This window comes from Loigolactobacillus coryniformis subsp. coryniformis KCTC 3167 = DSM 20001 (assembly GCF_002706425.1).
Classification (GTDB): domain Bacteria; phylum Bacillota; class Bacilli; order Lactobacillales; family Lactobacillaceae; genus Loigolactobacillus; species Loigolactobacillus coryniformis.
Genome location: NZ_CP017713.1, coordinates 1,025,080 through 1,039,216 on the forward strand (window position 1 = coordinate 1,025,080; position 14,137 = coordinate 1,039,216).

Annotated in this window: 12 protein-coding genes; 9 read left to right on the forward strand and 3 right to left on the reverse strand. The window is 42.0% G+C overall.

Features of this window, described 5'->3' with window-relative positions:
- Positions 1-17: 17 nt before the first annotated feature.
- Entirely contained in the window at positions 18-1,004 is a 987-nt protein-coding gene (locus LC20001_RS05090) for a YhdH/YhfP family quinone oxidoreductase (protein WP_010009431.1), read from the reverse strand.
- Positions 1,005-1,284: 280 nt separating this feature from the next.
- On the opposite strand from LC20001_RS05090, the gene LC20001_RS05095 reads away from it, so the two are divergent.
- The 4 genes from LC20001_RS05095 to LC20001_RS05110 are packed head-to-tail and all read left to right on the forward strand — an operon-like array spanning position 1,285 to position 5,081.
- On the forward strand, positions 1,285-2,388 hold the full coding sequence (locus tag LC20001_RS05095) for an ABC transporter ATP-binding protein (protein ID WP_003677891.1): 1,104 nt from the start codon (positions 1,285-1,287) through the stop codon (positions 2,386-2,388).
- On the forward strand, positions 2,375-3,187 hold the full coding sequence (locus LC20001_RS05100) for an ABC transporter permease (RefSeq protein WP_010009432.1): 813 nt from the start codon (positions 2,375-2,377) through the stop codon (positions 3,185-3,187). The genes LC20001_RS05095 and LC20001_RS05100 overlap by 14 nt, the downstream gene beginning before the upstream one ends.
- Positions 3,184-4,011 (forward strand): ABC transporter permease, encoded by an 828-nt coding sequence (locus LC20001_RS05105; RefSeq protein WP_003677894.1) that lies wholly within the window; start codon positions 3,184-3,186, stop codon positions 4,009-4,011. Before LC20001_RS05100 ends, LC20001_RS05105 begins: the two co-directional genes overlap by 4 nt.
- Positions 4,008-5,081, forward strand: a complete 1,074-nt coding sequence (locus LC20001_RS05110; RefSeq protein WP_003677896.1) for an ABC transporter substrate-binding protein — start codon at positions 4,008-4,010, stop codon at positions 5,079-5,081. Before LC20001_RS05105 ends, LC20001_RS05110 begins: the two co-directional genes overlap by 4 nt.
- A gap of 497 nt (positions 5,082-5,578) precedes the next feature.
- On the opposite strand, the gene LC20001_RS05120 is transcribed toward LC20001_RS05110, so the two are convergent.
- Positions 5,579-6,271 carry a DUF1361 domain-containing protein gene (locus tag LC20001_RS05120; protein WP_010009435.1) on the reverse strand — a complete coding sequence of 231 codons (693 nt, stop codon included), beginning with the start codon at positions 6,269-6,271 and terminating at the stop codon, positions 5,579-5,581.
- A 206-nt stretch (positions 6,272-6,477) separates the two neighbouring features.
- On the opposite strand from LC20001_RS05120, the gene cdaA reads away from it, so the two are divergent.
- Genes cdaA through glmM form a run of 3 tightly spaced genes read left to right on the forward strand, consistent with a single transcriptional unit; the run spans position 6,478 to position 9,826 of the window.
- Positions 6,478-7,317, forward strand: coding sequence for a diadenylate cyclase CdaA (cdaA, locus tag LC20001_RS05125; protein WP_010009436.1), 840 nt, complete (start codon positions 6,478-6,480; stop codon positions 7,315-7,317).
- The gene (locus tag LC20001_RS05130) at positions 7,314-8,435 is read left to right on the forward strand and encodes a CdaR family protein (protein ID WP_010009437.1); all 1,122 of its coding nucleotides are present in this window, start codon (positions 7,314-7,316) and stop codon (positions 8,433-8,435) included. Before cdaA ends, LC20001_RS05130 begins: the two co-directional genes overlap by 4 nt.
- Positions 8,436-8,464: 29 nt before the next feature.
- Complete coding sequence (glmM, locus tag LC20001_RS05135) at positions 8,465-9,826, forward strand: phosphoglucosamine mutase (protein ID WP_003677903.1); 1,362 nt, start codon at positions 8,465-8,467, stop codon at positions 9,824-9,826.
- Between the two features lie 97 nt (positions 9,827-9,923).
- Here glmM and LC20001_RS05140 read toward each other — a convergent pair whose 3' ends face one another.
- Positions 9,924-10,949 (reverse strand): IS30 family transposase, encoded by a 1,026-nt coding sequence (locus tag LC20001_RS05140; RefSeq protein WP_056943364.1) that lies wholly within the window; start codon positions 10,947-10,949, stop codon positions 9,924-9,926.
- A gap of 286 nt (positions 10,950-11,235) precedes the next feature.
- On the opposite strand from LC20001_RS05140, the gene LC20001_RS05145 reads away from it, so the two are divergent.
- Both LC20001_RS05145 and glmS read left to right on the forward strand, forming a co-directional pair.
- Entirely contained in the window at positions 11,236-11,637 is a 402-nt protein-coding gene (locus LC20001_RS05145) for a pyridoxamine 5'-phosphate oxidase family protein (RefSeq protein WP_003677904.1), read from the forward strand.
- Positions 11,638-12,224: 587 nt separating this feature from the next.
- On the forward strand, positions 12,225-14,039 hold the full coding sequence (gene glmS, locus LC20001_RS05150) for a glutamine--fructose-6-phosphate transaminase (isomerizing) (protein ID WP_003677905.1): 1,815 nt from the start codon (positions 12,225-12,227) through the stop codon (positions 14,037-14,039).
- Positions 14,040-14,137 lie beyond the last annotated feature (98 nt).

Sequence of the window (14,137 nt, forward strand, 5' to 3'; positions counted from 1 at the left end):
TACGGTCTGCTGATTTTTTAGATACTAACTAAGGTACGTCCTTGATGCTTTTCAGCTAAAAAGTTAGCTAAAATTATGGGTAATTGATTGAAATCAATGGTTTTATATTGTAACAATTCCCGATTGGCAGGTTTAAAATCAGTTGCTAATTGCTGCCAGACTGCATCACGTTTGTTTGCTGGGTAGCTAACTGAATCAATCCCCTGTAGGCGAATGCCACGTAGAATAAAGGGTAACGTGGTGGTGGCTAATTTATTACCACCGGCATTACCGGATAAAGCGACGATGCCGCTGTAACTAACTTGCGGTAAGATCTCGGCTAACAAATCGCCACCCACTGCGTCGACCACACCACTGAATTTTTGCTTTTGTAGCGGTTTGTGCCGTGGATCAGCCAATTCGTCTGGCGTGATCACCGTAGTGGCGCCTAACTGATATAGATAATCGGTAGCAGCTTGATTGCGGCTGACAGCAGTTAGATTACGATAGCCTAATTGATGTAAAATTGCGGTAGCCCAGCCACCAACCCCACCAGTGGCGCCGGTGATCAGTAAGGGAGCATCCAGTGAAAAATCGTATTTAAGCAATGCACGTACTGATAATGCGGCGGTAAAACCGGCGGTACCATACCACATGGCTTCTTGCGGTGTTAGCTTTTCGGGTAAAGCAACCAACCAGTCTGCCGGCACCGTGATAAATTCAGCATAACCTCCGGGTGCACTAATACCAAAATCAAAGCCGGTGATCAGCACTTTCTGATCAACTTTAAATGCAGTGCTCTTACTGGCCACCACAGTACCAGCGGCGTCGATCCCGGGAATCTGTGGATAATTACGTAAAACTCCACTACGTGCATTCAGCGTCAACGCATCCTTGTAATTGATATCTGAATAGGCAACTTTAACGGTCACTTGATCTGCTGCCAGTTCTGGCAATTGCTGTTCAATAAAGGTTGGTATTACTTTAGTATCGTTTAGTTGTAGTTCAAGTGCTTGATATTTCATCAATGCGCCTCCTAAAAGTGTGAACAAATATTTTAAAACGTTTTCTAATGTATGGCGTGAAAATGGCCAATAATTTAGGGAATAACTGTACTTATAATTGTAACCCTTTTCATGACGATTTAACAAGTGATTAAATGGTTTAAAAAAATAGCAGCTTAGATTATAATTGATGATGCTGTTCAAAGCAGTGATAAAGCGTTAACGTTAAATTATTCAATCAGTTTTTATAACTTATAATCAATTATATAACGTGTAAACAAAAGGGAGCGTGACAGTTAAGTTGGCCAATACAATTATCAAGTTTAGTGGTGTAAACAAGCGTTATGGGGAAACGATGGCGTTAAAGCAGATTGACTTTGAATTAGAGCAAGGTAAATTTTATACGTTGCTGGGCCCATCTGGATGTGGCAAGACCACGATTTTGCGTATTCTGGCAGGCTTTACTGACGCAAGTGCCGGGACGATCGAATTTAAAGGCAAAAAAATTAATGATCTACCAGCAAATAAGCGTAAAGTTAATACTGTTTTTCAGGATTACGCTTTATTCCCACATTTAAATGTGTTTGATAATGTAGCGTTTGGCTTGGCGTTGAAAAAAACAGCTAAGAAAGTCATTCAAGAAAAAGTTTTAGAAGCTTTGCGGTTGGTACAATTATCGGGTTTTGGCGACCGGGAGATCAGTGAGTTATCCGGTGGTCAGCAGCAGCGAGTGGCGATTGCACGGGCAATTGTCAATGAGCCTGAAGTGTTGTTATTAGATGAGCCATTATCGGCGTTAGACGCTAAATTACGGACGCAAATGCAAGTTGAATTACGCCAGTTACAGCAACGCTTAGGCATTACCTTTGTTTTTGTGACCCATGATCAAGGTGAAGCTCTAGCGATGAGTGATGAGATCTTCGTCATGAATGACGGGGAAATCTTGCAACAAGGTGATCCTGTCGATATTTATGATGAACCAATCAATCATTTTGTCGCTGACTTTATTGGTGAAAGTAACATCATCAAAGGTCGTATGATCGCCGATTACCAAGTAGAAATTTTAGGCCATCAATTTGAATGTGCTGATGCCGGGATGCGGTCTAACGAACCGGTTGAAGTAGTTTTGCGGCCGGAAGATTTAGTTCTGACTTCGTTGGAAAAAAGTAAATTAACAGTGACCGTAGATACGCAGGTGTTCCGCGGTGATATTTATGAGATCATGAGTCACGATGCGGTCGGTAATGAATGGTTGATCCATTCAGTACGTAAATCGGAAGTTGGTCAGCAAGTGGGGATTTATTTTGAACCAGAGGATATTCATGTTATGCGCTTCGGTGAATCGGAAGAGGACTTTGATGCCCGGCTAGAAAGTTACGAGGGGGACGACGATGAAGAAGTATAATGCTTTTTACAGCGTGCCCTATGTTCTGTGGTTGTTACTGTTTGTGATCGCGCCATTGGTGCTGATCGTTTATCAATCATTTTTTAACATCAGTGGCCAGTTCACATTAGGTAATTATCAGGATTATTTTGGTTCAGGGACTTATTTACGGATGACATTTAACTCGATCTGGTATGCTTTTATTATTACCTTGGTGACGTTACTGATCAGCTATCCGACGGCGTATTGGCTAAGTCAAACGCGCCATAAGCAACTGTGGCTACTATTGATTATTTTGCCGACTTGGATCAATTTATTATTAAAAGCGTACGCGTTTATTGGTATTTTTAGTCAAGCCGGAGCAGCAAATCGTTTCTTTGAATTTATCGGCATTGGGCCGCAACAGATCTTATTCACCAAATCAAGCTTCATTTTTGTGGCGGCATACATTGAAATTCCATTTATGATCTTGCCGATCTTTAACGCAATCGACGAATTGAACCCATCGTTGGTCAATGCCAGCCGTGATCTTGGCGCGACTAACTGGCAGACGTTTTCTAAAGTGATTTTCCCGTTGACATTAAACGGGGTCAAAGCTGGTGTGCAGGCTGTCTTCATTCCGTCACTGTCACTCTTCATGTTGACGCGCTTGATTGGTGGTAATAAGGTCATTACTTTAGGGACGGCGATTGAAGAACATTTTCTGGTCACACAAAACTGGGGTATGGGTTCAACCATTGGGGTTGTTCTGATCGTAGCGATGGTTGTGATCATGTTTGCGACTGGTGAGCGGCGCAAGAAGGGGGGCCACCACGAATGAAACGTAAATGGTATGATTGGCGCAATGTTTATTTGTGGTTGGTTTTCTTATTGTTGTACGCGCCAATTTTTTATTTGATTTTTTACTCGTTCAATTCAGGAACGACGATGACGCGGTTTAGTGGATTTTCTTGGCAGCACTACGCCGAGTTATTCGCCGATACACGGATGATCGAAATTGTATTGGATACGCTGTTGATTGCCTTACTATCCTCATTGTTGGCGACAATCATTGGCACATTAGGTGCACTAGCTATTTATAGCGTAAAAAAAGTCTGGCTGAAAAATTCGATTTTATCGCTAAACAATATTTTGATGGTTTCACCAGATGTCATCATTGGTGCTAGTTTTTTGATCTTCTTCACCTTTTTAGGTTTACGTCTCGGCTTTAGCTCAGTGTTGCTCAGTCATATTGCTTTTTCGATCCCAATCGTTGTCTTGATGGTTTTACCTAAGTTAAATGAAATGAATCATTCATTGATCGATGCTGCCACTGACTTAGGGGCCACTAATTTTCAGGTACTGACGCGGGTTATTTTTCCTTTTATCACACCTGGCATTTTGACCGGCTACTTTATGGCGTTCACCTATTCGTTGGATGATTTTGCCGTCACCTTCTTTGTGACTGGTAATGGCTTTGAAACACTATCGGTTGAAATTTACGCGCGCGCACGGCAAGGAATCAGTCTTGAGGTCAATGCTTTATCAGCCCTGATGTTCTTGTTCTCGTTATTGTTGATCGGTGGCTATTACTTCATTGAACAGTACAATAGCTCGAAAAAAGAGCGCCGGCGTAATCGAATGGGGGCGAAGTTGATCAAATGAAACGTTTAGTCAGTTTTGCTTTAGCCATTATTGCTTTTTGTGCTTTATTAGCAGTAGGGAGTAGTCAGTTACAAAAATCGCAAGGCGCGACCAGTAGTGGTACGTTAACGCTCTACAATTGGGGCGATTATATTGATCCAGCATTGCTGAAAAAGTTTCAAAAGCAAACGGGTTACAAAGTCCAAGTGGAAACTTTTGACAGTAATGAAGCGATGTTCACGAAAATTCAGCAAGGCGGTACCAATTATGATCTGGCAGTGCCTTCTGAATATATGATCGAAAAAATGCGTAAAGCCAATCTATTGGTGCCAATCGATCACAAGCGGCTCAAAGGCTTTGATAACATCGATCCTTATTTCCGTAATCTTTCGTTTGATCCGCAGAATCGCTATTCGGTACCGTATTTCTGGGGCACACTGGGAATCATTTATAACGATCAAATGATCAATGGGTCGCAGATTCAACATTGGAATGATCTATGGTCACCTAAATTGCGTAATAACATTATGTTAGTTGATAGTGCCCGTGATATTATGGGGATGGCGCTGATCTCACAAGGCCATTCAGTCAATACGACTAATATTGCTGAGCTGGAACAGGCTAAGCTGAAGTTGGAAGGGCTGATGCCTAATGTTAAAGCAGTTGTGGCTGATGAGATCAAAATGTACATGGCACAAAATGAAGCGGCAGTGGCTGTGACTTGGTCAGGTGAAGCTGCTGAAATGATGGCCAATAATTCACATTTGCATTACGTTGTGCCAACAGAAGGCAGCAACCTGTGGTTTGATAATTTAGTGATCCCGAAAACGGCCAAACACTATAAGGCAATTTATGCGTTCTTGAATTTTATGCTTGAGCCGGAAAATGCTGCCCAAAATGCAGAATACGTGGGTTATGCCACACCAAACGGGCCGGCCAAAGCGTTGTTGCCTAAAGCAATTGCTGATGATAAGCAATTTTATCCTAGCAATCAAGTGATCAGCAAATTACAGGTTTACGCTGACCTAGGTAATCGGATGGTCGGTATTTATAATGATAAGTTCTTAGAATTTAAAATGTATCATAAATAAGTGCAGAAAGTTTAATTTAATTACCACTGTATAAGGTGATTGAATTAACTTTCTTTTTTTACAATCTACCATTTACATTGCTATGATGCCTAAATTAGGTAATGGTGGAACTAGTGGCTATGCTGATTTTCAACCTTCAGAATTTAAAAAAGCACGCTTTTATGCGTAGTTTCTTTTATAACTTTGGCTCGCGTCTGTCTATTCATCGTGCTATCGATCAGGTGTTATGGATTCTAATATTATTAGGTGTTATGTTAAGTTTCTTAGAGCGTACTTTTCTATTTCGTGTTTTACGGATGACCTTTTTTGGGTTATTAATATTCTTACTCTTCTTTGAAGGAGGGCGTTCACGCTACATGATTCAATTTTTACCAGTGATCTACATTTTAGCAGTTTTTGTACACTAATCAATTTATTCAATTCTCTGGATCAAAAACATTGTGGCAAAGAATAAACAAAAAAGTTAAGCTTGAGAAAAAAGAAGCAGACAATCAAGGTTAATCCTTGGTGGTCTGCTTCTTTGCTGGTTCTAACATGTTTGGTGTACTTAATTTAAATAACTGTAAACAAACATAAATGATCAACTGAATCAAGGTCATCAAGAAGACGAAGACCAACATGCGTGGCTGCCACATGTCCAATAAAGGCTTAATGAACTTCGTTGGCTCCAGAATTAAGTAAATTGAATGCATGCGCAGGAAGCGACCGATAAAAATACCGATCGAGGTTAAGAGCGTCACGCCGATGGTTAGGCTGGTTTTAACCAAGGTGGTGTCGGGTAATTGTAAGCGACTGACGACTGCTTGAATCGTATGCGCCATACTCCAAAAGCCCAGCAAGGTACAGCTAAGCGCCGCGACAATCAAATTTGCGTAGGCCAGCCACATACGTAGACTAAAGCGGATCAAGCCGGTAGCCGGGTCATAAGGGCGCAACATGGATAAATGAAATAAATCGGTCAGCATATATGGTGCGTTGGGATAGAAAAGTAACCAGAGCACGACTAATAGCCAGAATAAAATTGCTGATTGCGGCTTAAGCTGATCAAAATGAAACGCCAATTCAATCGGAATATAACCGAGAAACACATTTAATAAAATAAAGCGAAACGGTGCGACCGCAAAAAAGTAGAGATAAATAAAAAATAGTAAAAAAGAAGCGCGCACAAACCATTGATACCGTTGTGCCATACGATCATCACCTCCATGAATGGACCTATTCTTATTCTACCAAATTTTCAGCGACGTAGCGTTGTTTGTGCAGTTTTCTTGATTTAATGCCAAATTGGCGTGTTTTTCTTTATGCTAACTTAGTGTGCATTCAAATAATTGCTCAGCATTGGGCAGCCGTTCGTGCTATAATAATACGCGAGTTTATAAAAATGGAGGTAGCCTGCATGTCTTTTAATTGGAGTGACTTGCTGACCTGGGGTAATTTCGTCAACGTACTCGATATTTTGGTCGTTTGGTATTTTGTTTACAAATTGATCATGCTGGTTCGTGGCACCAAGGCCGTCCAATTACTCAAAGGGATCGTCGTCATCGTCGTGATCAAATTGATCAGCTGGGGGATTGGCCTCCGCACGGTGTCGTACATTATGGATCAAGTCATCAACTGGGGCGTGATCGCAATTGTGATCATCTTCCAACCAGAAATTCGTCGTGGCTTGGAACATCTGGGTCGGGGATCGATTTTTACCCGTAATCGCAATCAGAATGAAAAAGAAAATCAGATGATTGCTGCCTTGGATAAGGCCATTCAATATATGTCTAAACGTCGCATTGGGGCGTTGATCACCATTCAAATGAATACTGGTCTGGAAGACTATATTGAGACGGGGATCGATTTGAATGCAGATGTAACTGGCGAATTATTGATCAATATTTTCATTCCGAATACGCCGCTGCATGATGGGGCGGTGATCATTCAGGATGGTAAGATCGCCGTGGCTGCCGCGTATCTACCACTTTCGGAAAGTAACTTGATCCCGAAGGAATATGGCACGCGGCACCGAGCAGCGGTGGGCATCAGTGAGGTTACTGACGCTTTAACGATCGTTGTGTCCGAAGAAACTGGTGGTGTGATGATCACCCGTAACAGTGAAATGCTTCAAGAATTGACGCAAGAAGATTATTTGAAATATTTACGGCGAGCCTTGGTTCAGCCAGAGACACCACAGCGAAATGGCATTCAAGAATTTATTGACGGCATTATCAAAGGGGGGACTCGCAAATGAACGGGTTCAACAAGTTCTTTAACAGTCCCTTAGTCTACCGCATTTTAGCGCTAGGTTTTGCAATCATGTTATTTGGTTATGTCAATATTGATCGGATTAATTCAACCCGGCAGGCAACGACTAGCAGTACAACTATGTTATCTAATAAAAGTCGGACCTTAAAAGTACCGTTACAGATCAATGCTGATACCGATAAGTACTTTATCACTGGGTATCCTGAAAAAGTTAAAATCAATATTGAAGGTCCCAGCGCTTTAGTTACAGCTACTGCAAATACACAAAATTTTAAGATCATGGCTAATTTAGAAAAATTAGGTGTGGGTAAGCACACTGTACGATTGCGCCAAGAAGGGTTAAACAAAGAACTTGGTTATCGGATCGTGCCTAGTAAAATCACAGTCAATATCCAGACACGCGCAACAAAACGCTTCCCGATTCAGGTTAAGTTTAATAAAGCTAACTTAGCGCAAGGCTATACTAGTGGTGATCCAGAATTGAGTCAGTCGACAGCTGTCGTAACCGGATCAAAAGCAGAAATTGCGGCAATCGATTCGGTTGTGGCTAATGTGAATACTGAGAATAATTTAACCAGTGATATCACACAACAAGCTGCTTTGCAGGCTTTAGATCAGCAAGGTAACACCGTTAATGCTCTATTAGATCCACAATCCGTTAAGGTCACAATTCCAGTTATGCGGCCAACTAAGAAAGTGCCGCTCAGCTTGAAGCAAACCGGCGAAGGTGAAGAGGATAAGACTTACCATCTCTCCAGTGATGTGCATAACGTTACTTTAACTGGCTCGCAAGCTAGTTTAGATAAAATTTCGACGTTAGAGCTTAGTGTTTCAATCGCTGATGTTGATAAAACAACGACTAAAACAATCACAGTTCCAACTAGCGACGGTGTTCAGGCTGATCCAAGCACAGTATCCGTCAAAATCACAGTTAGTGATAGCGAAGCTGAATCAACAACTGAATCAAGTAGTGAGAGCAGTACAGAGGCAACTAGTGCAAGCAGCGAGAGTAGCAGTAATAACAGTAATAGTGAGAGCGCCAGTGATCGCTCAAGTAGCGCTAGTACCAGCGAAAGCTCTACTAGTTCATCGAGTAGTAACTGATATTTGAATATGAAATGAGGAATTTTAACATGGGTAAATACTTCGGAACAGATGGCGTACGTGGCGTTGCTAATCAGGAATTAACACCTGAACTTGCTTTTCGCGTGGGGCGGACTGGTGGCTACGTATTGGCCCAAACCCAAGAAGATCAAGATAAAAAACCATTAGTATTAGTTTCCCGCGATACGCGTATTTCTGGTCAATTGTTGCAACAATCGCTGATCTCCGGCTTACTTTCAGTTGGGATCGAAGTGTTGGATCTCGGCATTATTTCAACACCAGCCGTTGCTTATTTAACACGTATCCAGGGGGCGGCCGCTGGGGTACAGATCACAGCGTCGCACAATCCTGCTGAGTATAATGGCATCAAGTTCTTTGGCCCTGATGGCTTCAAATTGCTGGATGAACAAGAAGATCAAATCGAAGCTTTGTTGGATGCACCAGAAGATAAGTTACCACGCCCAGCAACTGATGGCTTGGGAACTTTAGCCGACTATCCGGAAGGCTTATTAAAATATACGCAGTTCTTAGAACAAACTTTGCAAGAAGATTTATCAGGACTTCACGTTGTTCTAGATGCCGCTAATGGCGCAACTTCTGGAATTGTGACGCGTTTATTTGCTGATTTAGAAACAGATTTTACAACTTTAGCAACTAAACCAAATGGTGTTAACATTAATGACGGTGTCGGTTCAACACACCCAGAAAAGTTAGCCGCAGCGGTAGTTGAACAACAGGCTCAGGTTGGTCTAGCTTTCGATGGCGATGGCGATCGTTGTATCGCAGTTGATGAGTTAGGGAATATCGTCGATGGTGACAAGATCATGTTTATCTTAGGCCAATACTTTGCCGGTCGTGGTCGCTTGAAACAAGATACAGTTGTAACTACCGTGATGAGTAATTTAGGATTGTACAAGGCCTTAGCTGCAGCAAATCTGACTTCAAAGCAAACTAAAGTTGGTGATCGTTATGTTGTCGAAGAAATGCGCGATCATGGCTATAATCTGGGTGGCGAACAATCTGGTCACGTCGTATTATTTGATTACAATACAACTGGTGACGGGTTATTAACTGGGATTCAGTTATTGAATGTGATGAAACAAACTGGTAAAAAATTATCCGAATTGGCGGCACCAGTGACGACTTACCCACAACGTTTGGTCAACATCAAAGTAGTCGATAAAAAACAAGCCTTAGCCGATCCAGAAATCAAATCAGTGATCGATACGGTGGAAAAAGAAATGAACGGTGACGGCCGTGTACTTGTGCGTCCAAGCGGAACAGAACCTTTGTTGCGTGTTATGGCCGAAGCGGCAACCCAAGAAAAAGTCGATCAATATGTTGAACGCATTGCAACCGTCGTTCGTGAGCGAGTTGGAATTAACGAGTAGCTAGAAAAAGTAATTTTAGATTGTTTAAAAAGGTCCCGAATTGTCAAATCAAGTGCAACACTTGCTAAACTTCACTTATAAGTGGTCTAGGTGGTGGTCATGCGAGTAGCTGCTCAGCCATGAATTCATTGGCTGATTTATAACCAAATAGTTTACGTGGCCGTTGGTTAAGTGCCGCGGTCGCTTGCTTAATATGATCATCACTGAAATGGGTAATTGATTGACCTTTAGGGATAAATTCTCTTAGTAGCCCATTAAGCTGTTCGTTACTGCCCCGTTCTGACGGCGTATAAGGATGAGCAAAATATAGGTTGGTCCCAGTGACCTCACTCAGCGCAGAAAATTCTGCACCATTATCAAAAGTGAGTGACTTAACCACCTCAGCATCAAGTTTATTCACAAACTGTTGAACTGCAGCCTTACAGGTTTCAGCCTGATAGTTGGGGATTCTGATCACGACTTCGTAGCGCGTCATTCGTTCAGTTAGGGTGAGCAGTGCCGGTTGATCGCTGGTTCGCTTGCCTTTGACTAAATCACCTTCCCAATGACCAAATTCAGAACGATCATTAGCCGCTACTGGTCGCTGTTCAATTGAAGTCCCCAAGATCTTTTTATTTTGGCGTACACGACCCGTACGGTGCTTTTGGTGACGTTTGACCTGTTGTGGTAAATCGATATTGGCGACAGCTAGTAACCCACGATCAATGTAACGATAAACAGTGGGTGTTGCGGGGCAATATTCAGCTGGATGGTGACGTTTATAAGCACCGACAAAGCTATCTACACTGTGCACCCGGAACTTAGCTTTAAGCGCAGTGGTCAATTGGTTAAAGAATTCCGGATTATGTTCGAGTAGACTTTTGCGATGGCAATTTAAACGGCGTTGTTCGTATTGAATTTGACCGCTATCGGCAAAATAACGCTGGGTATAAACGCCATAACTGGACATTTGCGTCACGGTGCCGCGCTTGATTTCACGGCTGATCGTGCTGGGATCGCGGGCTAATCTTTTAGCAATCGCCCTGATCGAATAATGATCTTCATAAAGACTCTGGATTTGGCCACGCTCCTCACTTGATAGTTGCTTATAAGATTTTTTGATGGTATCTTTAGATTGGGTCATGAAGTCCGTCCTAACTTATTGGTTTTGTCACTTATAAGTTTAAGGCTTCATGGCCTTTTTGGTCTAGTTATTTTGGTGTTGCACTTACATTGTAAATCCGGCTTGTTTAAAAAGGTGCAGAAGAAGTGGTGCAAGTGTTGACTTGTCACCGCTTTTTTTGATTAGTGAAAAAGGCAGGGTGCAATCAGTCAGTTTGAGTTCTATTTGCTTGCTTTTATAGGCTTTCCAGCTATACTAACTTTAGTATAGCTAATGAACAAATGATTTATAGATTGGAGACATTATAATGGCAACTTTGACTGACGAAATGAAGGCTTATATCAGCAATAATTTGGGTTATATTGCAACCGTTGATGCTAATGGTGAGCCAGATTTGGGGCCTAAGATGAGTATTCGTGTTCTCGATGATCAGCATTTGATTTACAATGAAATGACCGGGAAAACGATTATGGCTGACATCGAAGCAACTGGCAAGGCATTAGTTGCTTTTGCCAACCTTGATAATATGCGTGGGTACCGCTTTGGTGGTAAAGCTACCGTTTATCGTGCTGGTAAGTATTTTGAAAATGCTCAGCAATGGGCTACAAGTGGTAATCACCCTGCACCAAAAGCGGCTGTTGTTATCGAGATTGAGACAATTTGGACCCTTGATGCTGGGCCTAAGGCTGGCGAATTGTATCAAGCTTGATCGATATAGCCCGATTATAAATGATATAAAATAAGACGTAGCGCTGGAAAAGTGAGAGCTTTATTTTTCTAGTGCTACGTTTTTTCTTAACTATGCGATACGACATGTATTTTGATAATTCTGAATAAATTTTATCGGACTTTTATGTTGAGTAGCGGCGTGGTATGTAACCGTAAAATAAGTGTTACGTTAATTTGTCTATGGTTACGTTTTTATATAAATGGAACTTTGTTAGACCAATTTATAAAATTTATAAAAATAATTAGTGAAACCATTGACAATGGCTATTTAATCGACTATATTTATACCTGTTTCCAATAATAATGTTCGAAAGGAAGTCTATACCAATTTAAAATCGGAAAAGCGCCTGGACCATTTTTGTGGTTGACGAGGATGGAGTCTATCGATAATCGGCGGGTGACTCCAGGGTCTGCACTCTACAGAGCGACTGTTAAAAACAAGTGTAAGCTTGCAACAGAGCAGCGTTCACGCAGTTGGAAACATCTGATCTAAGCGGCAAATGTCGCTGTGCAACACAAGTGATTGTGTTAGCCGCTAATAAATTTAACGAGAGAAGGATGTTATATATGTGTGGAATTGTTGGTGTCATTGGTAAAGAAAATACGGTCGATATTTTACTCAATGGTTTAAAGAAACTGGAATACCGTGGTTATGATTCGGCCGGTGTATACGTGAATGATCAAGACGGCCATGACTATTTAGTTAAAACTAAAGGTCGGATCGCTGCACTAGAAGAAAAAATTGGGCCTGAAGTTAAGGGGACAATGGGCATTGGTCATACACGTTGGGCCACACATGGTGTACCAAGCGATTCAAATGCCCATCCTCATGTTTCCGCTGATGGGCGCTTCTTCTTAGTTCATAATGGTGTGATCAACAATTTCGCCCAATTACGTGATCAATATTTATCTGATGTTGATTTGGTTAGCCAAACGGATACCGAAGTCGTAGTGCAATTGATCGCTCATTTCGCGGCAACAGAAAATCTATCCGGCAAGGAAGCTTTTCGTAAGACATTGACTTTGCTTGATGGCTCATATGCATTCTTGCTGGTTGATCGCACGCAAGCCGATAAATTATATGTAGCGAAAAATAAAAGCCCATTATTGATCGGTGTCGGTGATGGTTTCAACGTGGTTTGTTCCGATGCAATGGCTATGTTAGCTGAAACCAAAGATTTCATTGAATTACATGACGGTGAAATGGTTACAGTGACTAAAAATGATATCGCCATCGAGACGGTAGCTGGTGAAGCGGTTACTCGGGCGTCATACCATGTTGATATGGATGCTAGCGATACCGAAAAAGGCCCATTCCCATTTTATATGTTAAAAGAAATCAATGAACAACCTGCTGTATTACGGCGTTTAGTTCAGGATTATTTAGATGAATCCGGTAAGCCAGTGATCGAAGCTGATTTATTAGCAGCCTTAGATCAAGCTGATCGGTTGTATATTTTAGCTGCTGGTACTAGTTACAACGCTGGTTTGGCTGCTAAATCGGTATTTGAAAATCTAGCGCATATCCCAGTTGAAGTAGGTCTGGCGAGTGAATTTGGTTATAACACACCGCTATTATCGAAGAAGCCATTCTTCCTGTTCTTATCTCAAAGTGGTGAAACTGCGGACAGCCGCCAAGTATTGGTCAAAGTTAACCAATGGGGTTACCCAAGCTTGACCATGACCAATGCTCAAGGATCGACGTTATCTCGTGAGGCGACTTACACTATGCTGCTTAACGCTGGCCCTGAAATCGCCGTTGCTTCAACGAAAGCATATACTGCACAGATTGCTTTACAAACGATCTTGGCAAAGGCTTTAGGTGAAAAGCGGGGCGTGCAAGCAGCAATCGACTTTGATGCGCGGACGCAATTAGGTTTGGTCGCTAACGGGATGCAAACAATTATTGATGAAAAAGACTTCATCAATCAGTTGGCGCAAAATTATCTAGCGACCACGCGGAACGCTTTTTATATCGGTCGTGGTTATGATTATGCGGTTTCCTTAGAAGCTGCTTTAAAGCTGAAAGAAATCTCTTATGTGCAGGCAGAAGGATTTGCCGGGGCTGAGTTGAAACATGGTACGATCTCATTGATTGAAGATGGGACGCCTGTCTTGGCGATCATCACCGATAAACGAGTTGCCAGCCATACCCGCGGTAATGTACAAGAAGTGCGGGCTCGTGGTGCGCATGTTCTGACCATCGCTATGGAAGATGTTGCTGAAAAAGACGATAACATCATTTTAGACAATATTGACCCATTAATTTCACCATTATTAAGCGTGGTACCAACCCAATTGTTGGCGTACTACACGAGCTTGAATCGTGGTTACGATGTTGATAAACCACGTAACTTGGCTAAAGCCGTTACAGTTGAATAGTTATGACTCAAAAATCGAGCGTTACTGCTCGATTTTTTTGTTGGCTAATTTGCCGGATAATTGAGCCTGATAGGATAAGTAAGGTATAATCTTTAAAG